The 25,158-nt window shown below is 58.5% G+C and carries 24 protein-coding genes; 2 read left to right on the plus strand and 22 right to left on the minus strand.

Annotation, left to right across the window (positions count from 1 at the left end):
- The first annotated feature begins 126 nt into the window (after positions 1-126).
- A complete protein-coding gene (locus DFO57_RS12860) occupies positions 127-2,727 on the plus strand; it encodes an ATP-binding protein (RefSeq protein WP_064352411.1) in 2,601 nt (866 codons plus the stop codon).
- On the opposite strand, the gene phnE (DFO57_RS12865) is transcribed toward DFO57_RS12860, so the two are convergent.
- The 16 genes from phnE (DFO57_RS12865) to DFO57_RS12940 form a co-directional block, all read right to left on the minus strand.
- Entirely contained in the window at positions 2,681-3,565 is an 885-nt protein-coding gene (gene phnE / locus DFO57_RS12865; RefSeq protein WP_013026265.1) for a phosphonate ABC transporter, permease protein PhnE, read from the minus strand. The two genes, DFO57_RS12860 and phnE (DFO57_RS12865), sit on opposite strands and share 47 nt — an antisense overlap.
- 2 nt (positions 3,566-3,567) lie before the next feature.
- The gene (gene phnE, locus DFO57_RS12870) at positions 3,568-4,422 is read right to left on the minus strand and encodes a phosphonate ABC transporter, permease protein PhnE (protein WP_064352410.1); all 855 of its coding nucleotides are present in this window, start codon (positions 4,420-4,422) and stop codon (positions 3,568-3,570) included.
- A 130-nt stretch (positions 4,423-4,552) separates the two neighbouring features.
- Positions 4,553-5,482, minus strand: coding sequence for a phosphonate ABC transporter substrate-binding protein (phnD, locus tag DFO57_RS12875; protein WP_110015398.1), 930 nt, complete (start codon positions 5,480-5,482; stop codon positions 4,553-4,555).
- Positions 5,483-5,507: 25 nt separating this feature from the next.
- Complete coding sequence (gene phnC / locus DFO57_RS12880; RefSeq protein WP_013026268.1) at positions 5,508-6,338, minus strand: phosphonate ABC transporter ATP-binding protein; 831 nt, start codon at positions 6,336-6,338, stop codon at positions 5,508-5,510.
- A gap of 173 nt (positions 6,339-6,511) precedes the next feature.
- The gene (gene phnP / locus DFO57_RS12885; RefSeq protein ID WP_014594004.1) at positions 6,512-7,282 is read right to left on the minus strand and encodes a phosphonate metabolism protein PhnP; all 771 of its coding nucleotides are present in this window, start codon (positions 7,280-7,282) and stop codon (positions 6,512-6,514) included.
- A complete protein-coding gene (gene phnN, locus DFO57_RS12890) occupies positions 7,279-7,815 on the minus strand; it encodes a ribose 1,5-bisphosphokinase (RefSeq protein WP_014594005.1) in 537 nt (178 codons plus the stop codon). Before phnN ends, phnP begins: the two co-directional genes overlap by 4 nt.
- The gene (phnM, locus tag DFO57_RS12895; RefSeq protein WP_110015399.1) at positions 7,815-8,951 is read right to left on the minus strand and encodes an alpha-D-ribose 1-methylphosphonate 5-triphosphate diphosphatase; all 1,137 of its coding nucleotides are present in this window, start codon (positions 8,949-8,951) and stop codon (positions 7,815-7,817) included. The genes phnN and phnM overlap by 1 nt, the downstream gene beginning before the upstream one ends.
- Positions 8,948-9,667 carry a phosphonate C-P lyase system protein PhnL gene (gene phnL, locus DFO57_RS12900; protein ID WP_013026272.1) on the minus strand — a complete coding sequence of 240 codons (720 nt, stop codon included), beginning with the start codon at positions 9,665-9,667 and terminating at the stop codon, positions 8,948-8,950. The genes phnM and phnL overlap by 4 nt, the downstream gene beginning before the upstream one ends.
- On the minus strand, positions 9,667-10,428 hold the full coding sequence (phnK, locus tag DFO57_RS12905; RefSeq protein WP_014594006.1) for a phosphonate C-P lyase system protein PhnK: 762 nt from the start codon (positions 10,426-10,428) through the stop codon (positions 9,667-9,669). The genes phnL and phnK overlap by 1 nt, the downstream gene beginning before the upstream one ends.
- On the minus strand, positions 10,418-11,266 hold the full coding sequence (locus DFO57_RS12910) for an alpha-D-ribose 1-methylphosphonate 5-phosphate C-P-lyase PhnJ (protein WP_014594007.1): 849 nt from the start codon (positions 11,264-11,266) through the stop codon (positions 10,418-10,420). The genes phnK and DFO57_RS12910 overlap by 11 nt, the downstream gene beginning before the upstream one ends.
- On the minus strand, positions 11,259-12,335 hold the full coding sequence (locus tag DFO57_RS12915; protein WP_014605509.1) for a carbon-phosphorus lyase complex subunit PhnI: 1,077 nt from the start codon (positions 12,333-12,335) through the stop codon (positions 11,259-11,261). Before DFO57_RS12915 ends, DFO57_RS12910 begins: the two co-directional genes overlap by 8 nt.
- Positions 12,326-12,910 (minus strand): phosphonate C-P lyase system protein PhnH, encoded by a 585-nt coding sequence (phnH, locus tag DFO57_RS12920; protein WP_014594010.1) that lies wholly within the window; start codon positions 12,908-12,910, stop codon positions 12,326-12,328. The genes DFO57_RS12915 and phnH overlap by 10 nt, the downstream gene beginning before the upstream one ends.
- Positions 12,907-13,356, minus strand: a complete 450-nt coding sequence (phnG, locus tag DFO57_RS12925; RefSeq protein WP_013026277.1) for a phosphonate C-P lyase system protein PhnG — start codon at positions 13,354-13,356, stop codon at positions 12,907-12,909. The genes phnH and phnG overlap by 4 nt, the downstream gene beginning before the upstream one ends.
- Positions 13,356-14,069 carry a phosphonate metabolism transcriptional regulator PhnF gene (phnF, locus tag DFO57_RS12930; protein WP_028715290.1) on the minus strand — a complete coding sequence of 238 codons (714 nt, stop codon included), beginning with the start codon at positions 14,067-14,069 and terminating at the stop codon, positions 13,356-13,358. The genes phnG and phnF overlap by 1 nt, the downstream gene beginning before the upstream one ends.
- 164 nt (positions 14,070-14,233) lie before the next feature.
- Positions 14,234-14,923, minus strand: a complete 690-nt coding sequence (locus DFO57_RS12935; protein WP_014594012.1) for a cysteine hydrolase family protein — start codon at positions 14,921-14,923, stop codon at positions 14,234-14,236.
- A complete protein-coding gene (locus tag DFO57_RS12940; RefSeq protein ID WP_014594013.1) occupies positions 14,916-16,220 on the minus strand; it encodes a cytosine permease in 1,305 nt (434 codons plus the stop codon). Before DFO57_RS12940 ends, DFO57_RS12935 begins: the two co-directional genes overlap by 8 nt.
- Before the next feature lie 492 nt (positions 16,221-16,712).
- On the opposite strand from DFO57_RS12940, the gene DFO57_RS23020 reads away from it, so the two are divergent.
- Positions 16,713-18,638 carry a phosphatase PAP2 family protein gene (locus DFO57_RS23020; protein ID WP_110015400.1) on the plus strand — a complete coding sequence of 642 codons (1,926 nt, stop codon included), beginning with the start codon at positions 16,713-16,715 and terminating at the stop codon, positions 18,636-18,638.
- A 69-nt stretch (positions 18,639-18,707) separates the two neighbouring features.
- On the opposite strand, the gene DFO57_RS12950 is transcribed toward DFO57_RS23020, so the two are convergent.
- From DFO57_RS12950 to DFO57_RS12975, 6 genes are all read right to left on the minus strand, one after another.
- Positions 18,708-19,220 (minus strand): Lrp/AsnC family transcriptional regulator, encoded by a 513-nt coding sequence (locus DFO57_RS12950; RefSeq protein WP_019106483.1) that lies wholly within the window; start codon positions 19,218-19,220, stop codon positions 18,708-18,710.
- 251 nt (positions 19,221-19,471) lie between these two features.
- Positions 19,472-20,788: a 4-aminobutyrate--2-oxoglutarate transaminase gene (gene gabT / locus DFO57_RS12955; protein ID WP_013026283.1), complete on the minus strand. Its 1,317-nt coding sequence runs from the start codon at positions 20,786-20,788 to the stop codon at positions 19,472-19,474.
- 113 nt (positions 20,789-20,901) lie between these two features.
- Positions 20,902-22,035: a M20 aminoacylase family protein gene (locus DFO57_RS12960; RefSeq protein WP_110015401.1), complete on the minus strand. Its 1,134-nt coding sequence runs from the start codon at positions 22,033-22,035 to the stop codon at positions 20,902-20,904.
- A 1-nt stretch (position 22,036) separates the two neighbouring features.
- Positions 22,037-22,963, minus strand: coding sequence for a glyoxylate/hydroxypyruvate reductase A (locus tag DFO57_RS12965; protein WP_013026285.1), 927 nt, complete (start codon positions 22,961-22,963; stop codon positions 22,037-22,039).
- Complete coding sequence (locus DFO57_RS12970) at positions 22,963-23,805, minus strand: GNAT family N-acetyltransferase (protein WP_029570232.1); 843 nt, start codon at positions 23,803-23,805, stop codon at positions 22,963-22,965. Before DFO57_RS12970 ends, DFO57_RS12965 begins: the two co-directional genes overlap by 1 nt.
- Positions 23,806-23,815: 10 nt before the next feature.
- The gene (locus DFO57_RS12975) at positions 23,816-25,147 is read right to left on the minus strand and encodes an FAD-binding oxidoreductase (protein ID WP_105082191.1); all 1,332 of its coding nucleotides are present in this window, start codon (positions 25,145-25,147) and stop codon (positions 23,816-23,818) included.
- Between the last annotated feature and the right edge of the window lie 11 nt (positions 25,148-25,158).

Consider the following 25,158-nt stretch of genomic DNA (forward strand, 5'->3'; position numbering starts at 1 on the left):
TATGGATAGCAGCGAGTTAAGCAGTGTCAGATAAATGGAAAATGTCAGAGGCCATTCATATTTGTCATATTTCGCCTCGTCCTCACTCCTATACTCGGCTCATCGTCGCACGAGCGGAGAGTCTTTATGCAACGCAGTTCACCGTGGCAGGTCGGGGCGCGCGGTCGCCTGTTGCTGTCTCATTTATTGGTGGTGTGCGTCACCTTAATGGTGAGCGTGGTGGCGGTGACCAGTTTTCGCCATGCGGGCACCATTCAGGCCCAGGCTCAGGCGCAGACGCTGGCTGATATGAACGGCAGCCTTGCCCTGGCGCGCGATACCTCCAATGTGGCCATCACGGCAGTGCGGTTGTCCCAGGTGGTCGGTGCGCTTGAGTATCAGAGCGAATCACGACGTTTACAGCAGAACCAACAGGCCCTACAGCACTCACTCTCTTTACTGGCGAGCACGCCGCTTGCCGCGCGTGAGCCTGAACGCGTGGCGCGCCTGCGTGCGCGTAGCCTGATGCTTGAGCAGTCGGTGAGTATGCTGTTGCGTCAAGGCCATGAACGCCATTTACAGCGCAACAGGGTGCTAAGCGGCTTGTGGCAGTCACAACTGCTGCTTGAACGCATTAATGATCTGACACAGCGCGACGGCATCAACGCACCCGATTTAACGCTGCGCCAGCAAACCGGCAGGCTACTGGATATCGCGATTCGCACGCCGTCATCGACGGCGGTCATCGAGCACCTGCAACAGGTGATGATGCAATGGCGCAGCGTGGTCGCGCCAGGTGCACTGGGCGACAATGTACAGCAGTTGCTGGAAACACAGCGCGGCCTGGTCCCGTTGGCCGCAGAGCTGGAGGAGAGTGACCTGGCGATTGCCTATGCGACTTACCGTATCAAGGCGCTGGTGGCGGCGCTGAATGATGACATTACCGCTTACGTCCAGCAGGTCGCGCAGCAAACGGAAAGGCGTAACATCGCCACCCATCATCAACTCGACTCGGTTAGCAGCTTTATCATGCTGTCTGCCCTGCTGGCGCTGGCCATCACCCTCTATACCGGGTACTACATTTACCGCAATCTGGGCTCCAGTCTTACCGCCATTGCCGGTGCGATGACCCGGCTGGCACAGGGAGAGCAGAACGTCAGCGTGCCGGGATTACAGCGTCGGGACGAACTGGGTGAACTGGCGCGCGCGTTTAACGTTTTTGCGCGAAATACCGCCTCTTTGGCCCAGACTTCTCGCCTGCTAAAAGAAAAAAGCACCCAACTGGAGTCAACCTTCCTGGCCATGCGTGACGGTTTTGCCCTGTTTGATAACAGCGGAGAACTCGTGGTATGGAATGCGCAGTATCCGGCGCTGCTGGGCATCGCTCCCCGCGATCTGCATCGCGGTTTGCACTATCAGCACTTGCTGGCGCCGCTTAATGTGCAGTTGCACGATTTAGCGGAACCCCAGGAAGTGAGGCTGGCAGACGGCCGCACGCTGGAACTGCGTTTCAGCCCGGTACCACGGCGCGGAATGGTCAATACGGTGCTGGAGCGCACTTCGCGTAAGGTGCTGGAAGAGGCGCTGGTGCACAGTCAGAAAATGAAAGCGGTGGGCCAGTTGACCGGCGGCATCGCCCATGATTTTAATAACCTGCTGGCCGTTATCATCGGCAGCCTGGCGTTAACCGAGGGGCAACTGGCACCCGGCCCCGTCGCCAGCCGGATTGAACGAGCCCGCCAGGCGGCAGACAGAGCGGCGCTTCTGACCCAACGGCTGCTGGCCTTTTCACGCAAACAAACCCTGAATCCCCACGCGGTTTCCGTGGTGACATTGATCGAGAATCTGCAGGGGCTGCTTCAGCATTCGCTGCTGCCCGGTCAGCATCTGATCATCGATGCCCAGCGCCCCGGCTGGCCGGCCTGGATAGATGCCAGCCAGTTGGAGAATGCGGTGATGAATCTGGTGGTCAATGCCAGGGATGCAATGGGTGGCCAAAGCGGCGAAATCCGCCTGCGCATCTGGAATCAGCGGCGAAGCGAGCAAGGGGAAAAACGTGACCGGGTGACTATCGAAGTGATCGATCACGGCTGCGGCATGTCCGACGAGGTGCGTGCTCAGGTGTTCGAACCCTTCTTCACCACTAAGACCACCGGAACCGGGAGCGGGCTGGGACTATCGATGGTGTACGGCTTTGTCCGCCAGTCGGGTGGACAGGTGGAGCTGGAAACGGCCCCCGGTCAGGGCACAACGGTGCGGCTGTTGCTGCCGCGCGCGCCCGATGCCGCAGCCGCCCGGCCCCCCGTCCCTGCCCCGTCTCACCCCGCGGCTGCAGACGATCGTCTGATTCTGGTACTGGATGATGAACCGGCGGTGCGGCAAACCCTGTGCGAGCACCTGCATCAACTCGGCTATCTGACGCTGGAGTGCGCGACCGGCGAAGAGGCGCTGGCGCTGTTGCACCAGACACCCGATATCGATCTGTTAATCAGCGATTTGATGTTGCCCGGTGAGATAAACGGCGCAGAGGTGATTCGTCAGGCGCAGCAAAAGTGGCCACAGCTGGCAACCTTGCTGATCAGCGGCCAGGACCTGCGCCACCAGCCCGTTACGCTGCCGCTGTGTGAGCGGCTGGCGAAACCCTGGCAGGCGGCACAGTTGGTGGAGGCGCTGCAGCGCGCCTGGCAGCGGAGTGCAAGGCTTAATCGTGCCCGCCAGGCTGCCACAACGGCACCGGTTTCCCAATGATATAACGCTTACGCAGGCGGCTTGAGATGGCATCCATGATCATCACCACGACCACCAGAATCAACGTCAGGAACATCACCACATCCCAGTTCCACAAACGCATATTCTCAGCATAAACCAGGCCGACACCGCCTGCGCCAACAAAGCCGAGCACCGCTGCTGAGCGAGTATTCGACTCGATTTGGTAAAGGCTGAGCGCCAGAAACTGCGGAAACGACTGGGTGAAGATGCCGAAACGGTGTTTCTGCAGGCTGTTCGCCCCCAGTGCACCCAGCCCACGACTCGGCGAACGCTCCACCGCTTCATGTCCTTCCGAATAGAGCTTACCTAACAGGCCAACGTCCTGCAGGATAATCGCCAGCACCCCGGCTAACGGCCCCATGCCGACGGCACGCACAAAGATCAGGCCCCAGATCGCCATATCAATGCCGCGCAGCATGTCGAACAGGCGGCGCATCAGGAAAGCAATCGGTCTGGCAACTTTATCGTGCATCACATTACGCGCCGCCAGAAAGGACAGCGGCAGCGCCAGCAGCGTGGCGGTTATCGTGCCGGCAAACACGATCGCCAGCGTAATCCCGACCTGAGAGAAATAGTAGCCAAAGGGCCAGTTCGCAAAGTCTTGCCAGACAAACATACGCAAAAAATAGCGTCCCAGCTGCTGGCAGCCAACCAGCAGGCGGCCCCACTCAATACCGTAGACCATAAAGAAAAAGACGTAATAGAGCACCAGCGCCAGCGCCAGCATGGCCAGACGGCGCAGATAGCGGTGCTGCGCAGCGAAGAGTTCATGATGCTGCTGCTTCATCGCCGTGATATCCGGCGCGAGAGTAACCATATTTATTCCTCCACGACACGGCGGCGCAGGCGGCCAGAAACCGTATCCAGTAACGACACCACAATCAGAATCAACAGCAGCGTCATGCTGACCTGATCGAAGCGATCCAGCTTAATGTTGGTCATTAACTCCTGGCCGATCCCGCCTGCCCCGACCAGCCCCAGAATGGTCGATGAGCGGAAGTTAACCTCCAGGCGCATAAAGCTGTAAGACAAAAAGGTGGGCTTGACCTGGGGCCAGAACGCAAAGCGCATCCGTTGCAGCTTGCTGGCTCCGCAGGCCGCCAGCCCGCGTACCGGCTTATCCGACGCCGATTCGATGGCTTCATAAAACAGTTTGGTCAGGCTACCGATAGTATGCAGGGCCAGCGCCAGAAAGCCGGGAATCGCCCCGATGCCAAACGCCATCACAAACATTACCGCCCAGGCCAGTTCAGGCATGGTGCGTAAAAATGCGACAAAGGCGCGAATGCCCATGCGCAGGCTGGCGGGCGTTTGCGTATTATCGGCCGCAAAAAACGCCAGGACACCGGCAATCACCACGGCAACCAGCGTGGAGGCCAGCGCCAGCTGCAGGGTTTCCCAGATCAGCGGTAGCTGAATATTCAGACGATAGCCCCAGTAGGCCAGCGACCCTTCCGTTTTGCCATCGGCAAACAGGAGCGGCAGATGCAAAACGGGCATGATTTCACGGATATAATCAAAAAAATGCGGCAACGACTGCCAGATGGTCACCAGATTGAACTCTGCCATATTGGCCGCCGCCAGATAAATCACGACCAGCACCAAAGACCAGATAAGCGAGTCACGCTTCTGTTGGCGGCGGATACGTTGATAATAGCGTTCGAAGTCGGTCACGTGAGGTGTCTCAGATTGATGTGTTACAAAGCCATCCAGGCAAGGTTGACGCGCAGACTAGCCCGCCGGTGAGGTCGTGCCGCCCCCTTATTCAGGGCGGCACGATGGCTGCAAGCAAACTGCCCTGCCGTTAGCCGCGCGCGCCTTTCATCAGCTCGCGTTTCATATCGATGATGTTCTGGAAGTCCGCTACCGAGGTATTGCCAATGTGCTGCTGGCCCCCTACGGCTTTGGTGAAACAGGCGTGATCGTCTTTATCCAGTTTTTTGATCGCGGCGATGACTTTCGCTTTGAAATCCGCTGGCAGTTTATTGCTCACCAGGATAGGACCGTTAGGAATTAACGGCGACTGCCAGATAATCCGAATCTGTTTCATCAGGTCCGGATGGTCCATGCGGATCAGGCGGCCAAAGGCACCCGAGGTGTAGCCCGTGTTGTAATCACCGACCATAGAGGTCCAGGTCACCGCGCCGTCGAACTGATTATTCAGCACGCCCAGGATGTCCTGCTCATGACCACCTGAAAAGGTCACGCTTGAAAAGAAGTTGTTGTATTTATTGTCGATGTTGCCGCCAAACATTTTCTTAAACGCCTGGTTTGGCACGAGGAAACCGGATGTGGAATCGGGATCCGCCATACCAAAAGATTTGCCTTTCAGATCTTCCAGCTTCTTATAAGGGCTGTCGGCTTTCACAATCACCACGGAGTGATAACCGCGAGACTGATCTTTGTCATCCACCACAATGCCCACTAAATCGACGGCCTTGGGATCCTGAATATACACGGACGCATACGAGGAGGGAGACATACTCAATACCAGATCCACTTTACCGCCCAGCAGCCCCTGAATCACGCCGGAATAGTCTGAAGAGTTGCGGATTTTGGTATCCACGTTCAGTTCTTTATCAAAGAACGTTTTCACACACTGGTTATCACCAATCTGCTGAGTCGCGTTCTGACCGCCCAAAATACCCAGATTCAGCTCTTTTGGTGCGTCCGCTGCGTTAACGCCAAAGGTAAGCAATGCTGTAGTCAATAACGCGAAAGCTTTCATTTTCATTAGCCTTGTTCTCTTGCTGTGATAGTTAGTGGATCTGGTTAAATTCGTCGCCGTACAGCTGATGCAGCAAGCCGTCGGTAAGTGCGGAAGGATGACCGTCGAACAGCACCACACCGCGCTGAATACCTATCACGCGCGTGCAGTAACTTTTTACTAATTCAATCGAGTGCAGATTCACCATCACGCTGATGCCCTGATCGCTGACCTGACGCAATACATCCATAATACGGGTGGTATTTTTAGGATCGAGCGAGGCAACGGGTTCATCCGCTAACAGAATTTTGGGGTTCTGCATCAGCGCCCGACAAATCGCTACGCGCTGCATTTGACCGCCGGAGAGGTTTTCGGCGCGCTGTAAAGCCTGCGGCAGCATGTTCATCCACTCAAGCAGTTGAATGGCGCGGGCGCGATCGGTGTCAGAGAACACTTTGAAAAACGATTTCAGCGTAGAGGTCTGGCTGAGACGCCCCAACAGCACGTTGGTCAGCACATCAAGGCGAGGCACCAGGCAGAAATCCTGAAAGATCATGCCGCACTGGGTGCGCCATTCACGCATCTGGCGGCTGCTGAGATTCACCACATCGCGATCGGCTTCGCCGTGGTGCAGGCTGACGATGGCGCCCTGTGAGGCGGAGATTGTGCCATTCAGCATGTGCAGCAGCGTCGATTTGCCTGCGCCAGAGCGGCCGATTACCGCCACCAGTTCACCCGCATGCAAATCGAAACTGACATTATCGAGGACTTTGTTGTTACCGTAAGCTTTGCTCAGTCCCTGAACAGATAACACTTTTTGCCCGCCTGACTGGGTCAATGACGAGACGTTATCGACCACCGTTTTAAGCAGTGCCTGTGCCATGATGTTCTCCGTTATTGCAGTTTACGTTCTGTACCCGCGCCCCATTAACCCATCTGGTCGGTACTGTCTGGCGAGAGTCATTATCTTGCGTTTGTGGCTCACGCCGCCGGAACCTGACGAGAGACCGCTATATTAAGAACACGGGGGATGAAGGCTGTATTACGGTTAGATGATTAAACTGTGACAGGCAAATCGGCACCCAGAGACAGCGACAAGCCGTCACAGGCTGCCCGAACCCCATCGGGTAAGGCGTGCTCTGCCAGCCAGTTATCCATGTGATGGCTCAGATGAATCAGCCAGGCCTGGTGCGGTTTCAGTTCATCAATGATGTTTAGCGCGGCGGTCAAATCGTTATGATTGCGTCCGCCCTGCCCGGGGGGATCGTTACAGTCTACCAGCAGGTGATCCAGCCGTTGTCCACGCAGGAAATCGGCGGTGTCCGGCGGCAGACCGCAGGTATCGCACAGCCAGGCCAGACGCGATCCATGCCAGTCAAACAGATAGCCGTGGGTCAGTCGTGAATGTTGAAGCGGCAGTGGTGTCACCTGTAATTCACCGAACTGATGTGCCACGTAAGGCGTTAAAGCCGGGCGGAAATCCAGCAGTCCGGGATGCTTAAACAGGTCATCGCAGCCCTTGTCGTCCGGCGGTCCCCACACAGGAATAGATTCGCCCTCGCCCCAGCGCAGAGTGAACAGCCCCTGCACATGGTCCATATGATAATGAGTCAGCAAAATTCGGTTAATTTCGCCAGGCTGAAAGCGCTCGGCCAGCAATGGCAAACCGGCATCCAGTAAAATACGTTCGCGTCCGGCCTCAATTAACGCGCTGGTGGGGGCGCGGCGATAGCGGGAAGCGTCGCGGGCGCGCAAACAGGCATGACAATCACAACCGAACACCGGCGCGCCTGTCACACCGCCGGTACCAAGCAAGGTCAGTTTCATGGGAATTCCGCCAGCAGCTGTCGTAACTGTTGTACCGTATCCACCAGCGCACCATCATTGTTCAGCCGCAGGCAGCCCTCTGGCTGATGTTGCGCCGCGCGCGCCAGTCGTTGAACGATCTCCTCTTCACTCTCACGTCCCCGCTGTCGTAAACGCGCGGCCAGCACCAATGGCGAAACCTCAATGCACAGCGGCAACAGCCGTGCGCCGTAACGCGCACGAACCTGTTCCAGATGCTGACGGGAGCCGTTTACCAGCACGTTCTGCCCGCACGCCAGCCAGCCATCGATTTCACTCCCGATACCGTAATGAAAACCGTGGGCCTGCCAGCTGACCGCAAATAACCCCAGCGCCTTGCGCCGGATAAACTCCGCTTCCGTCAGAGCCACGTGGTTTTCGCCCCCCACATCGTGAGGGCGGGTGATATAGCGGTGCGCAATCAGCAGGCCGTCAGGCGGCGCCTCGCGCAGCAGGTCCAGCAGGCTGTCCTTTCCTGAGCCGGACGGGCCGATGAGCCAGATAAGCCGGGCCATCAGTACACCTGCCGGCCTTTGCTCCAGACATGGCGGATGTGGGGATGACCATGTTGGGTATGCGCCAGTACCAGGTCCGCGCGGCAGCCTTCCGTAATCACGCCACGATCCTCCAGCCCCAACGCGCGCGCCGGATTACAGGTGACCAGCGAAACAGACTGGGACAGTGACAGCGTGTTCCGCTCATCCGCCGCTAAGCGGAAGGCCGCATCCAACAGGCTACCGGGATAATAGTCCGATGACAGAATATCCAGCATTCCGTGTGATGCCAGCTCCCAGGCGGCTACGTTACCAGAGTGCGAACCACCGCGAACAATATTCGGTGCGCCCATTAACACCTGCATGTTGCAATAACGTGAGGCCTTCGCCGCCTCCAGCGTGGTGGGGAATTCAGCTATGGCGCTGCCCACGCCGTGCGACTCTTCCACGTGCGCTTCGGTCGCATCATCGTGGCTGGCAATCGCAATACCATGATCCCGGCACAGCGCGGCAATCGCCAGGCGGTTGGGCTGTGACCACTCTCTGGCCAGCGCCAGCTGATCGCGCTCAAACTCGTCCATCTGCTCGTCATTGAGCTGATATTTTCCCTGATAGTACTCGCGATACTTTTCCAGCGATGCGTACTGGCGCTGGCCCGGTGAATGATCCATCAACGACACCAGCGACAATTCTGGTGAGGAGATGAGCGCCTCAAACAGCGGCAGCGTGGTGTGATGCGGCAGTTCGCAGCGCAGATGTAATAAATGCTCGGCGCGGTTGAGCCCCTTGCGGTTACTGTCACGAATCGCGCCAATCATTTTGCTGAGGTTTTCCAGCCGGTGCCCCCCATCGCGTACATCACCCACGCCGATGGCATCCAGCACGGTGGTGATGCCGCTGGCCACCATCAGCGCATCGTGGCTGCTCATGGCGGAATGGGCCGGCCAGTCAACCTTAGGCCGCGGGGTGAAGAACTTATCCAGGTTGTCCGTGTGCAGCTCGACCAGGCCGGGCAACAGAAACGCGCCCTCTCCGTCCAGCGCGCCGGCGAGCTGGCTGGCGGTTTCGCTAAAGTTGGTAATGCGGTCTTCACGAAACTCCAGCGATCCCTCTACCACTTCGTTTTCCAGCACCAGCTTTACATTATTGATGATCATGCTTCTGCCCCTGTTTTGAAGGGCTGCATCACGTGCAGGCGATCGGCCACACGCTCCCGCACCGCTTCATCATGAAAAATACCGACAATGGCCGCGCCACGCGCGCGCGCCTGTTCAATCAGACTCACGACTGCGGCGCTGTTAACGCTGTCGAGCGATGCCGTAGGCTCATCCAGCAGCAGCACGGGATAATCGGCAATAAAGCCACGGGCGATGTTGACGCGCTGCTGCTCTCCACCGGAGAACGTCGAGGGTGCCAGGGACCAGAGGCGTTGCGGGACGTTGAGCCGGGTCAGCAGATCTTTGGCGCGCGCTTCGCAGAAGCTGCGCTCAACGCCGCGTTCCAGTAACGGCTGCATGACGATCTCCAGGGTCGGCACGCGCGGGATGACCCGCAGAAACTGACTGACCCAACCGATGGTATCCCGGCGAATGGCAATAATCTGGCGGGCGGGTGCCTGTGCCATATCGACCCATTCGCCCAGATGCTGCACCCAGATACTGCCGCTGTTGGCCTGATAGTTGCCATACAGGGCACGGAGCAGAGTCGATTTTCCGCTGCCCGAATGCCCGTGCAGCACCACGCATTCGCCCTCACTGACTTCCAGGCTGGCATCCTGCAGCACCGGCAGAGCCGCCCCGTTCTGATTGTGCAGCACAAAGGTTTTGCACAAATTTTCCACGCGCAGTTGCGTCTTCATAGTCGCTGTCGCCATTAGTTAAGCACCGATGAAACCAGCAGTTGCGTATAAGGATGATGCGGATCATCCAGCACGCGGTCCGTTAAACCACTTTCCACGACCCGGCCCTGCTTCATGACCAGCAGCCGATGCGCCAGCAGGCGCGCCACGCCCAGATCGTGGGTCACAATGATCACCGCCAGATTCAGTTCGCGCACCAGCGTACGCAGCAGGTCCAGCAGTCGCGCCTGCACCGAGACGTCCAGCCCGCCTGTGGGTTCATCCATAAACACCAGTTTCGGCTGGGTCACTAAATTGCGGGCGATTTGCAGACGCTGTTGCATGCCGCCGGAAAACGTCGTCGGCAGGTCATCGATACGGTTCGCTGCGATTTCCACCGCCTGCAGCCAGTGACTCGCCTCGGCGCGGATCTCGCCATAGTGACGATGGCCGACGGCCATTAAACGTTCACCGATATTGCCGCCCGCCGTGACCTGAGGACGCAGTCCTTCCAGCGGATGCTGGTGTACCACGCCCCACTCCGTGCGCAGTAAGCGGCGGCGGTCGCTTTCGCTCATCTGGTAAAGATCGCGCTGCAGGTAATGAATTGCGCCTGCCTGCGGGGCCAGCCGGGCAGACAGGCTGCGCAGCAACGTGGTTTTACCCGAACCGGACTCACCCACAATCCCCAGCACCTCGCCCGGGTAGAGATCAAAGCTGACCTCTTCGAAACCTTTGCCTGGTGCGTAAAGATGCGTGAGGTTATTGACCGCGAGCAGCGGTTGTTCACTGTGCATGTTGTTGTTCCTGCTGCTGGTGGCAAAAATCGGTATCTGAGCACACAAACATGCGCGTTCCCTGATCGTCCATCACTACCTCGTCCAGATAGCTGTGACGCGATCCGCACAGCGCACAGGGTTCGTCCCACTGCTGCACGGTGAAGGGATGATCGTCGAAGTCGAGGCTTTCAACTTTGGTGTAAGGCGGCAAGGCATAGATGCGCTTCTCGCGTCCGGCACCAAACAGCTGCAGGGCGGGCATCATGTGCATCTTCGGGTTATCGAATTTGGGAATCGGCGACGGATCCATCACATAGCGATCGTTGACCTTCACCGGATAGGCATAGGTGGTGGCGATGTGGCCGAAACGGGCGATATCTTCGTACAGTTTGACCTGCATGATGCCGTACTCTTCCAGCGCATGCATGGTGCGGGTTTCCTTCTCGCGCGGCTCAATAAAGCGCAGCGGCTCGGGAATCGGCACCTGAAAAATCAGGATCTGATCTTCTTCCAGCGGGGTTTCCGGAATACGGTGACGCGTCTGAATCAGCGTGGCATCCACCGTGCGTTCCGTGGTGGCCGCGCCGCTCACTCGCTGGAAGAAACGACGGATGGAGACGGCGTTGGTCGTATCGTCCGCGCCCTGGTCGATGACTTTCAGAACGTCTTTGTCGCCAATGACGCTGGCGGTGATTTGAATCCCGCCGGTGCCCCAGCCGTAAGGCATCGGCATTTCGCGTCCGGCAAAGGGCACCTGATAGCCGGGAATCGCCACCGCTTTTAAGATGGCGCGCCGGATCGTGCGTTTGGTTTGCTCGTCAAGGTAGCCGTTGTTATAGCCGCTGAGTTCAGCCATTTTGCTGCTCCTGATAGTCCTGACGCAGACGTTTCAGCAGTTCCAGTTCCGCCTGGAAATCGACGTAGTGCGGCAGTTTTAAGTGGGAAACAAAGCCTGCGGCTTCAACGTTATCCGCATGCGACAGAACAAATTCCTCATCCTGCGCCGGGCTGGTGATACGTTCATTGTGCTCGCGCGTCTGTAAGGCGCGATCCACCAGCGCCATGGACATGGCTTTACGCTCTGCCCGACCAAAGACCAGTCCATAGCCGCGCGTGAAGTGCGGGGCGCTTTCCCCATCGTGGGTAAAGCCGTTGACCATTTCACACTCGGTCAGCAGCATTTCCCCAATTTCCAGCTCAAATCCCAGTTCTTCCGGGCAAACGCTGACGCTGACATAACCGGTCCGGATTTCTCCGGCAAACGGATGGGTGCGGCCATAGCCGCGCTGGGTGGAATAGCCCAGCGACAGCAGAAAACCTTCATCGCCGCGCACCAGCTGTTGCAGTCGTGCGGCACGTGAGGCGGGAAAGCCCATCGGCTCTCGGGTGATGTCGGTGGGTTCGCTGCCGTCGTCGCTTTCACGCTCTGCTAAGCCTTCGTCGCTCATCATGCTGAACATGTGCGGGCAGTGTTCGGGCAGCGCCTGCTCGCTGCGCGGCGGCAGAGGCGTTTCCCCGTTAGCCATCAGGGTAAAGTCCAGCAGCCGGTGGCTGTAGTCATAGGTTGGGCCTAAAACCTGACCGCCAGGCAAATCCTTATAAACCGCGGAGATACGCCGCTCGATCCGCATGTTGCCGGTGTCCAGCGGCGTGCTTTGCGCCAGGCGAGGCAGGGTTGTGCGATAGGCGCGCAGTAAAAAAATGGCCTCAACCAGATCGCCGCTGGCCTGTTTAATGGCTAACGCCGCCAGCGCGGGATCGTAAATGCCGCCTTCGGTCATCACACGATCTACCGCCAGGCCAAGCTGCTGCGCGATCTGATCGCAGGATAACTCCGCGACCGCACGGTCGCCCCGACGAAGATCGGCCTGAAGATGATGGGCATTGGCAATGGCTTTTTCGCCCCCTTTAACCGCTACGTACATGAGCACACCTCAACATGGGTTGTCCGTGGCACCGCCATCATCGCTTCGCCACAGGTAAAGATGAGATCCACGCCCTGAGGGAACGGATGCGGTCGGGCGCGCAGGTATTCGAGCACGCTTTCCGGCAACTGGGGCGCAATGGCGCGCGCTTCACGCAGGCCCGGGCCAGACAACCGTAGCGCCAGCCCACCGTTCAGTGCGGGCACCTCAATAATCAACGTGGTGCTTTTTTCCGGTGCCAGATTGTCGCCTGCGGCGAAGTCTGCAGGATTGGGCTGAGCGGTCGCGTGGCTGAGCGCAAAGGCTGCGTCATTGCTGTCAGTAAGGGGCGCACCAGTATGGAAACGCAGGTTATCGCGCAGTTCCTGATTATCGACCTGGGGATCCAGCCACAGCGGGCTCTCCTGATCCACCAGCGTCAGCAGCACGGCGGTGGCGGCAGGCGAAAGTGCGCCCCAGCCCTGTTGCAGCGGCAGGGAAACCATCACGCCAGGCTCGCTCATGGCTTTCAGGATGCGGCGGAAGGCGTGCTGCGCGTCCGCAACCGGGTGATTAAAACTTGCCAGTAAAGTCATTCATTGTCTCCGCGTACCAGCGTAAAGAAGTCCACTTTGCTGCTGGCGATTTCACGTGCGCGCAGCTGACGCTGCTCTTCACGTGAGGCCGCCAGCGGGATAATCATTTTTTCCTGCAGCAGTTCAGCGGTGTCGGCCTGTTGCAACAGGGCATCCATCAGGGCACAGCGTTCGGCATGGGCTTTATCCCGGCCGAGCAGATAGCTGTAACCCAGGGTGCCGTCGTTCAGCCGCACCACCGCACGCGTCACGGTGGCATCGCCCACCACAAAGCGTTTGCCGGTGGCGCCCATGCGGGCCTGCAGACGCGTCAGGCCAATCTCGGCCGGGCGAATCAGGGTAAATTCGGGCTTGAGGTTGAGCGGCTGCCAGTACGCGTCAAGCTCGGCTGCGCTGCTGTGTGCCAACACCGAAAGCCAGTGCTGGCGGGCCGTTTGCTGTTTCATTAATGCTCCAGAGTGAGTTCGATCATGTCGCCACGCGTGAGGCTGACGGAGTATTCCGCCATCGCGCCATCGGTGGTTTTATTCAGCGTCCGCACGCACAACAGTGGAGAGTGCAGCGCGATTTCCAGTTGCTTACACTCTTTGGCCTGGGCCCGGCGGGTGCTGATGCGCGTCTGGCTGCGTACCAGCTGCTTACCGGTGTGCAGCTGCAGATAGTCATGAAGTGAGCCGCTGTTAAAGCGCTGCAGCTGTGGCCACCAGCTGAGATCGGCAAGGAAGTGGTTGATCAGGCAGACCGGCAGGCCATTTACACGGCGCAGGGTTCGCAGGTGAATAACGTTATCGCCTTCACTGACGCCAAGCGCGGCGGCCACGTCGGCACTGGCCGGGCGCAGCACCGCCAGCAGACGTTCACTGGTGGGATCGCTGCCCTGCTCCATCAGGTTCTGGCTGAAGCGAGCCTGAGCGTGTAACGGATAGTCGTAGGGGCGCATCAGCACTAAAATGCCGACGCCATGGCGACGCTGCAGCAGGCCCTTGTTCACCAGTTCGTCTACCGCCCGACGCAGCGTGTGGCGGTTCACCGCATAGTGATCGGCCAGCTGCTGCTCAGAGGGTAAATAGTCACCGCTGCGGTAACGTTCCTGAACAGCCTGCTCCAGTTGCGCGGCAACAGCCTGATAGACAGTGGTCGGATGTCTGGATAACTCCATCACAATTAAATCCTCACATCAGTAGAGGGATTTCACAGCGAAGATGCTGCGGGATGGAAACAGAGTGACGGGATCAGATGACAGCGAGGTGACGAGACGGTGACGTAAAAATGAATTTGCGCCAGCCTGTCCCGCTCAGGGCGACAGGCTGGCAGAACAGCCCGTTAAGGCTGACCGAGCGTGTCCAGCAGCGCGGCAGAGGTGGCAACGGCACCAAAGATGCCGCCCTGCATGTGGATCATGCTCAGCGCGGCTTCATGATGGCGTTGCTCTGTGGCGGCACAACAGTCGGACAAAACCAGGCACTCATATCCGCGATCGTTGGCCTCTCTCAGCGTCGTATGAACACATACATCCGTCGTGATACCGGTAATAATTAAATTCCGAATGCCGCGACTGCGTAAGACCAGCTCAAGGTCTGTGGCATAAAAGGATCCTTTACCGGGCTTATCAATGATCACTTCTCCTGCTAAGGGGGCGAGCTCGGGGATAATCTCCCAGCCCGGCTCACCGCGCACCAGGATACGGCCGCACGGCCCTGCACTGCCGATCTCCGCCTGCATCCTGGCCGAACGCCAGCGCTTGTTTGCCGGTAAGTCACTCAGGTCCGCGCGATGCCCTTCCCGGGTGTGAATGATGGGAAACTGAAGCGCCCGCATACGTGCCAGTAACACTTTAAGGGGTTCGACAGGCGCACGCGTCAGGCCAATGTCGTAGCCCATCCTGTCAACGTACCCCCCCGGGCCGCAAAAATCGGTTTGCATATCAATGACGAGGAGAGCCGTGTCGGCCGGACTAAAATGGCCATCAAACGGCCAGGCATAAGGGGTGGAATTCACACTGTACTCAGGCATTGTTCTTCTCCAGTCGCGGCGTGGGGGAACGTAATTTAATAATCAGGGTGTAGCTGAGTGCGGCCGTCACCAGACCGATGACCGCTTCGCCAAACTGGGGGAACGCCAGATGCGCGACGACCGCGCACAGGCTTCCCAGCGCCCAGGCCGCGAAAGCCGCGCCATGGAAGCGTTGCGCCGGGCGCTGTTCACTCAGCTTTGCCATAAAAATCAGATCAACAATCATGACCGCACCAAACGGCGGCACCACCACGCCCAGCAGACTCAGCCACTCGAGAAAATATGACCAGACGCCTGCCAGTGCCAGCAGACCGCCGATGGCGCCAAGAATCAGGGTCCAGCGGCGCATCTTGCTGTTAAAGAGATGGCTAAACCCGACTGCACCGTTATAAAGACAGTGCGTACATACCGAGCCAAGGTTGATAAACACAAACAGGAAAGCCACCAGGGTCAGGACATCACCATGGCCCATCAGCATGGGCAGAAAGTTGCCGCCGTTGGTCAGCGGATCGACCGCCGCGCCAACCGAGACGATAATCACGCCAAACAGATAGGCGATCAAATTCGCGACCGGAAAGGCCGAAAAGGCGGCAATGACCGCAGCACGTCCACTCTTCGACCAGCGGGTGAAATCGGCGGTCATGGTGCCGGAATCGGCAAAACCCGCCACCACCATGGTGACCGCCGTGCCCATGCTCATGGCCCCCGCCACCGCCGGGCTGCCTTTCCAGTGAAACATGCTGGAAAATTCATGCGTCTGCCCCACGAAGTACAGCGCGACAAACCCCAGAATCACAAACATCGGCGCAGCAATCATGCCCAACACCGACAAGGCGCGCACGCCCAGGAAGGTCACGGCCGTAAACAGCACCATGGCAAATGCCGTCACCGACAGGGCATTCCAGCCGAAGGTCTCATGAATCACCGTGCCGGTCAGTCCGGTCTGAAAGGCGTACCAGCCAATCACCACGGTCGAGAGGAAGCCCGACACGAGGATGTAACCTTTGCTGCCAAAGGTTCTTTTCGCCTGCAGGGCAAAGTTCATACCGGTATTACCGGCAAACCAGCTCAGCGCACCGACGTAGGCAAACAGCACCAGATTGCCCATCACAATCGCCAGCAGCGCAGGCCAGAAGCCAAGGTGCCAGGTGATGATGCCGCCAAACAGCGCATTCGTGAGGATCATAGGAAAACCAAACCAGACGGCCGAAACCGACCGGGTCGGATGGCGATGTGAGAGCGGCACGGGTTCGTGCTCAAACTCCTGTTCTAACGTTGGGGAAGCCTGTTTTTTCATTTGTCAGTTCCTGGTCAATGTCAGTCCACGGGTAGCCGCGTTGGGGCACTGTTTTTCATCCTGTACTCGCCATCGTTATGACGAAAAACGTGCCGTATCGCCGCCGACATGTGTGCATTGCGTGGCGTTGATGTGCCGCCTTGCCGAGGTGTTAATCCGTTTTCCACGCCTGTGTTCTACTGGATAGGGCTTACCGGACAGAAACTGCATGAAGCATGCCAGGAATCGCCACCGCGACGTCATGGGGCGTGAATGCCTGTCGGGATACGGCCTTGGATACAAGATCGAATTCTTATGATAAGACGCGCTGAACCCCCGGCAGCGTCACGGTGGTTCAGGGCACGCTTGTGGGGCAGACTGCACAACAAATGGGAAACTTTATAACTCCATCTGGAAAGCAATTTTCACGTCAGATCGTCACGGGATTGTCATGTGTCATTAACGCTTTGCGGCCACAATACCGGGCCATCATTCGCCCTGAAGGTTTTCATCATGTCTGCTGCTGTTCGTTTTGGCATTTATCTGGCGCTGTTTTCTGGCATGGTTTCGACGCCTGTTTTGGGTCAGGATCGGCCCGCTACCGCACTGCCTGTCCCGCCGAGGGATCCGGGCTTCACCGACAGCGCGCCTGCGGCAGACGTGCCCGCTTTTATCGACAATATCGCCACGAACCAACGTGGTGATGCCCGGTTTGCGACGCTCGACACCAATGCCGGCGTGCGCGTGGTATCCGGCTTTCTTGCCCTGTGGCGCCCACGCACGCTGAAGGTCGATGCGGGAGTTACCGCGCCGGCCCGTGAGGGTTTTGCAGCCATTACGCCTTCTGACTGTACGGGACTGCCTGACAAAGCCCCCGTATGCGGCACAATCCTTAATTCTCACGTCCTGACCGCGAATGTTCAGTATGTGGTGAAAACGACACGACGCCGCACGGCAGCCCAGGCTGAGGCGGCCTATTACGATGACCGTCGTGGCAAAGGCTACAGCGTCACAGATGGCATGGGGCCACTGACGGGCGCATGGCGCAGTGCTGCCCAGCAGGTCACAACCCTGACACGCATTCCGACTGATGCCACCACCGTGCTGTACGTGGATAAGGGCAACAATACCGGCGTGGGCAGTCAGGAAGGCAATCGCGACTTCGGTCTGGTGGTGGATTTTCTCAATGAAATGGGCAACAACGCCTCGACCGAACCGGTGAAGCGCTTCTATAAATATGCGCGTCCGTATCGCTGGCGTTCTGCGGTGGAGGTTGTTCCTGCCCTTGTGCCTGCGGAGAATCCACAGCCCGCCACCGACGGCGGATTTATCAGCGGCCACACGGCGGAAGCCGTCAGAGATGCCCTTACCATGGCGTGGCTGGTGCCGGAGCGCTATCAGGAGATGGTCAGCCGCGGTATGGAGCTGGGCGAAAACCGGATCGTGGCCGGAATGCACTCGCCTCTGGACGTCATCGGCGGGCGCATGCTGGCGCTGGCGGTGACCACCGCAAATCTGACGGCTTATCATGAGGATGCCAGGCGTGCCTTCACCCAGGCGCATCAGGCATTATGGCAACGCACTGCGACGCAACCGGCCACCTTCTTTGCCTATGCCCATGCCGCGCCGCCGAGCGCCGATCGCTTCGCCGATCCCACCCTTAACCGCCTTCAGGCGCTGCGGCGCATGACCTTTGGTTTCGCCCCCATCGGCCCTCGCCACCGTCCCCCCGTGGTGCCCAAAGGGGCCGAGATTTTGCTGGAAACCCGGTTTCCCTATCTGAGCGCCCTGCAACGGCGCGTGGTATTAAAAACTACCGCGCTGGCCTCAGGCTACCCGATCATGGACGATGCTGAGGGCTGGGGACGCCTGAACATTGTGGCCGCCGCCGACGGATATGGTCAGTTTACCGGCAACGTTAAAGTGGCAATGGACGCCGCTAAAGGCGGTTTTAATCAGTCCGACAGCTGGCGGAATGCGATCGGCGGTCAGGGAAAGCTGACCTTACAGGGTTCAGGCACCCTGAGGCTGACTGGCGCGAACCGCTACAGCGGCGGTACGGAGGTTCAGGGTGGCGTGCTGGAAGCCGGTTCAGCCCGCGCCTTTGGCGTGGGTGATCTCTATGTGGGCAATCAGGGCCGCGTGCGCATTGCTGCCCTGTCGCCGGTACAGGTGAAAAGCTACACGGCGCTGCCCGAAGCCAGTCTTGAACTGGATATTGATGGTCAGGGCGGTGGCCGTCTCATCGTGAACGGGCCTTTAGTGGCGGGGGGGACGCTGCTGGTGAAGTTTGTCAAAGGCTATCGTCCCGAAGCGGGCGATCTGATCCCATTGATGCAGGCAGGCTCACTTGCGGCGCACTTTAGTCGCATCGTTGTCGAAGGCTATCAGGCTCGACCTGTCAGCAGCGCGACGCGACTAGGTATTAAGCTGCTCTGAACCTGATAAGCCCTGGCAAGGCGCGCGCAGGCAATGAGGTTGTCAGATTCCTGCGCGCTTAACCAAAAGTCAGACGCCGAACTCCATCGGGTTATGCTTGCTAATCAGTGAGCGCAGCGGCACGCTGCTCTTCATGACGGGTGATTTAATCACGATATAGCTGAAGTACTTATCGATACCAATTTGCGCATCCAGCATCTTCTCAATCACATCCTGATAGTGCTCAATGCTGCGGGTAATAAAACGCAACAGGTAATCGTAGCCGCCGGTAATCAAGTGGCACTCCATCAGTTCATCAACTTCACGCATCGCAGCTTCGAACTTCATAAAGTCTTCGCGACGATGTCCGTTCAGGGTGACTTCGGTAAACACGGTGACGGAATCGGTAATTTTGGTGAGATTAACGTGCGCTTCGTAGCCGGTAATAAAGCCGGCCTGCTCCAGCCGTTTTACCCGCTGCAGGCAGGGACTCGGGGACAGCCCCACTGCATCGGCGAGATTGACGTTGCTGATACGGCCATCTTTTTGGAGTTGCACCAGAATATTGATATCGATGCGGTCGAGTTTCATTAAGCCGTTCATAGCACCCCTCATTGTTTACAGCTGTACTGGATGTTCGCTCCTACCCGGCGATAATCTGCGTACACGAGCGTAAAGCGCACTTTTAGAAATACTTAAAATACGCCACTTTAAAATAACAAGTACGCCACTTTTTTGTAACACAAAAAATTCCCGGCCTGTCACGCTTTGCAAAAAATGCGCCAGCGTTGACCCCGGCTGCGCGCACGCTGGCGGCACTGCCGGGATGATGCCTTTCCAATGAGAGAGAGCGGCTATCCTAAGCGTCCGGTCGCACGCGCCAGCGCAATATCAAAGATATGCAGCGCTTCTTCGAGTTGCGAATCGGTGGTCACTAACGGTGCAAGGAAGCGGATGGTGTTGCGATGCAAACCACATTTGATCAGCAGCAGGCCTTCCTGACAGGCGCTGTCGAGGATCTTTTGTGTCAGCGCGCTGTCGGGTTTATGGGTATCCACATCCAGAATTTCTACTGCCTGCATAAAGCCCACGCCGCGTACATCGCCGATGCAGGCATATTTATCCGCAAGCTGGCGCAGACGCTGGTTTAACTGCTCGCCCAACTGGCAGGAACGCGCCAGCAGGTTTTCCTGCTCAAAGATATCCAGTACAGCCAGTGCCGCCGCACAGGCCAGCGCATTACCACCATAGGTACCGCCCAACCCGCCTGGGGCCGGACTGTCCATGATCTCGGCTTTGCCCACCACGCCGGAAATCGGCAAACCACCGGCCAGGCTCTTCGCCGTGGTGATCATGTCGGGTTTGATGCCGAGTTGCTGGAAGGCAAACATGGTACCGGTACGGCCAAAGCCGCTCTGAATTTCATCACAGATCAGCATAATGCCGTGCTGGGTAGTAATACGACGCAGCGCCTGCATAAATGCCGGACCTGCAGGTAAGAAGCCGCCATCGCCCTGAACGGGTTCGATGATAATCGCGGCGACGCGCTCCGGCAAAATCTGCACAGAAAACAGCTGATCAAGTGCCTTCAGACAGTCTGCCTCAGTCACACCGTGCAACGGATTCGGGAACGGCAGGCGATAAACATCCCCCGGGAACGGACCAAAATTCTGTTTGTATGGCGCAGACATGCCCGTCAGCGTCACGCCAAGCAGGGTACGTCCGTGGAAGGCCCCGTCAAACGCAATGATGCCCGGCCGTTGCGTATAAGATCGGGCGATTTTCACCGCGTTCTCTACCGCTTCTGCACCGCTGGTGAAAAACACGCTTTTATAGTGCTCGTCACCGCCCACCAGCTTATTCAGGCGCTGGGCCAGCTCAATGTATCCCGGATAGGCCGCCACCTGAAAACAGGCATGGGACACCATGCCCAGTTGGCGGGTGACGGCGTTAACCACGGCCGGATGGTTGTGGCCTACGTTAAGGACGCCAATACCGCCCACAAAATCCAGATAGCGGTTGCCTTCCACATCCCATACTTCGCTGCCTTTGGCTCGCTCAATCACCAGCGGATGAGCGGTAATAATGCCACGCGGCACATTGTGATCTCGGACATCCAGCAACTGGCTGTTGTCCGCATAGGTTTGCTGCTCTGCCAGGACATTCTGCATTTTTATACCTCATCCACGTCGTGTTCGGTTGGCTTAAGTATCGCAATCTGTTGGTCAATGACGCTGCCGTAATTCCGTCAGCCGCGGCATTTCGTGTCAAAATCCCACGGATTTCAGCCGGGAAATGTTGCCCCTGTTGCATAACAGGCCAGCGTGACAAAGGCCTGGATTCCGTAGGGTATGAGCGCGTCGTTAAAATCATAGGCGGCGTGATGGAGCGGCTTGCTGGGTGCCGATCCTATCCACAAATAAGCGCCAGGCTTTGCCTGTAACATAAAAGCAAAATCTTCTGAGGTCAGCGCAGGCTGAGGGGCCAGCCGGGCTGTCATGCCTGCCGCCTGCAAGGCCGCGAGGGCCTGACTTGCCTCAGACTCGCTGTTGATGGTGGCTGGGTAATAACGCAAATAATTCACCTCGGCGTCCAATCCATGCGCCGCCGCGATGTGCCCGGCCATGTGCCGCAGACGTGATTCGATGATGTCCTGTGCCGCTGGGTTGAACGTGCGTACCGTGCCGGTGATATTGGCTTCCGCAGGGATCATATTGTGAGAAAATCCGCCCTGCATGCGCGTCACGGTCAGCAACGCCGGTTCGCAGGGATCAAGCGTCCGGGGCACCAGAGTGTTTAACTGCACCACCAGTTCACTGAGGGCAAGCAGCGTATCGTGCGTGAGATGAGGCTGTGCGGCATGGCCGCCAGGCCCTTTCAGGGTGATATCAAATCGGTCTGCCGCGGCCATGATGGCACCGGGGCGAGTCTGAATTTCACCCAAGGGTAATTCAGGCCAGTTATGCAGGGCAAACACCGCATCGCAGGGGAAGCGCTGGAACAGACCGTCGTCAATCATGGCCTTCGCGCCCGCCAGGCCCTCTTCTGCTGGCTGAAAAATAAAGCAGACCGTGCCGGTAAACTCGACCTCGCGCGCCAGCTTTGCTGCCGCGCCAAGCAGCATAATGGTGTGGCCATCGTGACCGCAGGCGTGGCTGCAGTTCGGCGTCTGGCTGGTCCAGGGCACCTCGCCGTTGTCCTGCATGGGCAGCGCATCCATATCAGCCCGCAGTCCAATCATGCGTGAACCGCTGCCTTTTTTCAGTACGCCCACCACGCCCGTTTTACCGATGCCGCGATGCACCTCAATGCCGAGATCCTCTAAAAACCGCGCGACAATATCGCTGGTCCGCGCTTCATGAAAGCCCAGCTCCGGATGACGGTGCAGATCACGGCGCAATGCCACTAAAGGGTCCATTTCAATATCCTCGTGAACGATCAACGACGCCGACCAGCGGCTCGCCGCGCTGAAAGCGACGCAGGTTAGCCAGAAGCGCCTTAATCGCGCTGTCATTCTGCGTCTGGCTGGCGATGTGCGGCGTCAACCACACAGCCGGGTGCGTCCAAAATGCGTGACCGGCAGGCAAAGGTTCGGGATCGGTGACATCGATCACCGCAGCCCGTAACTGGCCGCTGTCGAGCGCATCCAACAGGTCCTGATGATTTAGCTGAGGGCCGCGTCCCACCTGAACCAGTGCGGCTCCCGCAGGCAACTGGCCAAACAGCCCGGCATTCAGGCGTCCCTGGGTGCTGGACGTTAGCGGCAGCAGGCACACCAGAATATCGCTGCGCGCCAGAAAGTCGGACAGCTGATCGTCACCGTGCCAGCACGGCACGCCCGCAATATGATGCGGCGTACGGCTCCAGCCGCCGCAGTCAAATCCCATCGACTGAAGCTGCGCCAGCGCCGCGCGGCCCAGTTCGCCCAGGCCCATAATGCCGATGCGACGCTGACTGGCGGGCATCGCCAGATGCGCCTGCCACTGCTGGTGGCGTTGCTGCTGAAAATAGCGTGGCATGTCGCGATGCAGCCCCAGCACCGCAAAGGTGACGTATTCCACCATGCCCTGCGTCAGGCCAGGTTCAATCGTTCTGACCAGCGGGATGTGGCCAGGCAGCGTGGACAGATCAAACTGCTCAGCCCCTGCGCCCACAGAAAACAGGATTTTCAGATTGGGAAAACAGGCCGCAAGATCCTCCGGCGGCAACCAGGCGACCAGTGCATCAACCTGAGCCGCATCACCGGTTTCCGGCCAGAGATGTAAGTGGATATCGGGAGCGTGTTCAGCCAGCCAGCGCTGCCAGTAAAGGCCGCGCTGGGGTTCAGATTTATAGACAACGTGCATCAGGCCATGGCCTGCGTGGTCAGACCAAACGCCTGCATACCTTGCGCTACCCACACCTCACCGCGCACCATCGTGACGGGCGCATCAACATTCGTGAGGCCCAGACTCTCCAGCCAGGGAGCCAGCGGTAAAGCCGCATCCGTATCCATGCGCAAATACTCGCCCTTCATGCCCTGCATCAGCGCAGCCGTCAGCGCCTGCGCAACCGGAAAATCTTCTGCAATAACGGGGCCAATGACCCAGCCACGGCCAAAACGGCGCAGGCTGGCAAAGCCCTTAAGGCGTTGCTCATCATCCTGCAATATCACGGTCTGATTGTCGGTAATCAGATGCGCCACCAGCGCCGGGCGGAAAAGCCCGTGGGCGGCCTGGTCCATGTTTACCAGCGCATCCCGGTCGTCAAGGGTGGCGCTGCGCAACGTCAACCCAGCCGGGATCGCGACCCTGGGCAGCGTCGTCAGGGAAGGCGTCTGGTACTGAAGGATCTTACCGCAGGCAACGAAGCCGAGCTTTTCATACAGGCCTTTCCCCATCTCGGTGGCGTGCAGACGCACATTGTAGCCGGGAACTTTCTCTAACAAGGCCAGCATCAGCTGCTTGCCCAGCCCGCGCCCCTGATGTGAGTTTGCGACAATGACCAGACCGATGGTGGCGGCTTTGTCGCCCCAGCGCCAGAGAATCGCGCTGCCAATCACTTCACCCTGATCTTCAATCACCACGCCTTCGCCAAGCTCAATGCCGATCGCCCAGTCTTCATGGCGGTGCGGCCAGTTTAGCGTCTGGCTCATCGCATAAACCTGCGGAATGTCTTCGGTCGTCATGCTACGAATATCAAATGTCATTTTGCTTTCCTTACATCATGCCAGGTGCATCAAGTCCGCTGCCATCAATAAAACGGCTGTAACGATAAGGGGTGGGATCCACCACCGGCGTCGCGTCCGTCGCCAGTTCAGCGGCGAGGCGGCCCGCGCCGGGGCCAATACCAAAACCGTGTGCGCTGAACCCCGCCGACAGCACCAGGCCAGGCAGTTTTGCCACCGTTGAAATAACCGGAATGGCATCCGGCGTACTGTCAATCATTCCCCCCCAGGCCTGGGCGACTTTGAGATTCGCCAGGGCAGGAAATTCGCGGCGCATGGCGGCCAGTCCGCTTTCCACGACCCAGGCATCGGCAGCCGGATCCAGAATACGCATCCGCTCGAAAGGCGAAACGGCATCCAGATCCCAGCGCCCCATCGCCTCAGGGCCGTGAAAGAACGGCTTCACCCCCAGATTCAGGGTAAGATTTTTACGACGACTTTTGAACGTGGGATAAAACTGACGCAGATATCGCAAGCCCTGAGCACCGGGCTCCAGCCGTCCACGGCCCGATACGGAAACGGTATAGCTGCCATCCAGCTGCGGCCGACAGGCGAAGCTTTCGGTATAAAAAGGAACGGCAATGGCCTGCTCGATGGGCTGAGTCCGAAAGGCGGTGCCAATCACATTCCCCAGCGGCAGATCGACGCCGTGCCGACGGCAAAACATCGAGGTCCATGCACCCGCTGCGCAGATCACGCGGGGGGCTTTGACGACTCCCCGTTCGGTTATCACGCCGCTGACGCGTCCTGCTGAAATATCCAGCCCGCGCACTGCACATTGCTGAAACACCAGCGCCCCTTTTTTCTGTGCGCCAATCACTATACCCGGCGCGGCCAGTCTGGGCTCTGCTGCACCGTCGGTGGGGGCCGAAACGCCGCCCAGCCAGTTTGTAGTGCTGCCCGGCGTCAGGGCTTTCGCCTGCTGCGCATTTAATATGTCGCTGCGTACGCCGTACTGTTTCGCCATCTGGCCCCATGTATCCCAGGCGGCGATGTCCGCTTCACTGCGGGTGGCGTAAACCAGTCCGCTGCGGCGAAAACCCAGCTCTTCACCGGTTTCCACACTGAGTTCTTCCCAGCCTCGTAAGGCTTCAATCACCAGCGGCAGTTCACGTTCATCGCGATTCTGCTGACGGCACCAGCCCCAGTTGCGACTGGATTGTTCAGCCCCGACCAGGCCCTTCTCAATCAGCACCACCTTCAGGCCCTGCTTTGCCAGATACCAGGTGGCAGCGGCACCGGCGATACCGGCACCAATCACCACCACATCAGCGGCATCCGGGAAGTCCGGGCTGTCCTGTACATAACGAATCGGTGCAGGCATGACGTCACAAC

Origin of the sequence: Pantoea sp. AG702, from assembly GCF_003182295.1 — a bacterium.
Lineage (GTDB): Bacteria > Pseudomonadota > Gammaproteobacteria > Enterobacterales > Enterobacteriaceae > Pantoea > Pantoea ananatis.

Coding starts and splice junctions, on each gene's coding strand:
- DFO57_RS12860 (WP_064352411.1), top strand. CDS start 127: ATGCAACGCAGTTCACCGTGGCAGGTCGGGGCGCGCGGTCGCCTGTTG.
- DFO57_RS12915 (WP_014605509.1), bottom strand. CDS start 12,335: ATGTACGTAGCGGTTAAAGGGGGCGAAAAAGCCATTGCCAATGCCCAT.
- DFO57_RS12950 (WP_019106483.1), bottom strand. CDS start 19,220: ATGAACGGCTTAATGAAACTCGACCGCATCGATATCAATATTCTGGTG.
- DFO57_RS12940 (WP_014594013.1), bottom strand. CDS start 16,220: ATGAAAAAACAGGCTTCCCCAACGTTAGAACAGGAGTTTGAGCACGAA.
- phnG (WP_013026277.1), bottom strand. CDS start 13,356: ATGAAACAGCAAACGGCCCGCCAGCACTGGCTTTCGGTGTTGGCACAC.
- gabT (WP_013026283.1), bottom strand. CDS start 20,788: ATGCAGAATGTCCTGGCAGAGCAGCAAACCTATGCGGACAACAGCCAG.
- phnN (WP_014594005.1), bottom strand. CDS start 7,815: ATGGCCCGGCTTATCTGGCTCATCGGCCCGTCCGGCTCAGGAAAGGAC.
- phnC (WP_013026268.1), bottom strand. CDS start 6,338: ATGGCACAGGCACTGCTTAAAACGGTGGTCGATAACGTCTCGTCATTG.
- DFO57_RS23020 (WP_110015400.1), top strand. CDS start 16,713: ATGTCTGCTGCTGTTCGTTTTGGCATTTATCTGGCGCTGTTTTCTGGC.
- DFO57_RS12965 (WP_013026285.1), bottom strand. CDS start 22,963: ATGCACGTTGTCTATAAATCTGAACCCCAGCGCGGCCTTTACTGGCAG.
- DFO57_RS12970 (WP_029570232.1), bottom strand. CDS start 23,805: ATGACATTTGATATTCGTAGCATGACGACCGAAGACATTCCGCAGGTT.
- DFO57_RS12975 (WP_105082191.1), bottom strand. CDS start 25,147: ATGCCTGCACCGATTCGTTATGTACAGGACAGCCCGGACTTCCCGGAT.
- DFO57_RS12935 (WP_014594012.1), bottom strand. CDS start 14,923: ATGCCTGAGTACAGTGTGAATTCCACCCCTTATGCCTGGCCGTTTGAT.
- phnF (WP_028715290.1), bottom strand. CDS start 14,069: ATGGAGTTATCCAGACATCCGACCACTGTCTATCAGGCTGTTGCCGCG.
- phnE (WP_013026265.1), bottom strand. CDS start 3,565: ATGGTTACTCTCGCGCCGGATATCACGGCGATGAAGCAGCAGCATCAT.
- phnM (WP_110015399.1), bottom strand. CDS start 8,951: ATGATCATCAATAATGTAAAGCTGGTGCTGGAAAACGAAGTGGTAGAG.
- DFO57_RS12960 (WP_110015401.1), bottom strand. CDS start 22,035: ATGGACCCTTTAGTGGCATTGCGCCGTGATCTGCACCGTCATCCGGAG.
- phnP (WP_014594004.1), bottom strand. CDS start 7,282: ATGAAACTGACCTTGCTTGGTACCGGCGGTGTGACAGGCGCGCCGGTG.
- phnK (WP_014594006.1), bottom strand. CDS start 10,428: ATGCACAGTGAACAACCGCTGCTCGCGGTCAATAACCTCACGCATCTT.
- phnL (WP_013026272.1), bottom strand. CDS start 9,667: ATGGCGACAGCGACTATGAAGACGCAACTGCGCGTGGAAAATTTGTGC.
- phnH (WP_014594010.1), bottom strand. CDS start 12,910: ATGACTTTACTGGCAAGTTTTAATCACCCGGTTGCGGACGCGCAGCAC.
- DFO57_RS12910 (WP_014594007.1), bottom strand. CDS start 11,266: ATGGCTGAACTCAGCGGCTATAACAACGGCTACCTTGACGAGCAAACC.
- phnD (WP_110015398.1), bottom strand. CDS start 5,482: ATGAAAATGAAAGCTTTCGCGTTATTGACTACAGCATTGCTTACCTTT.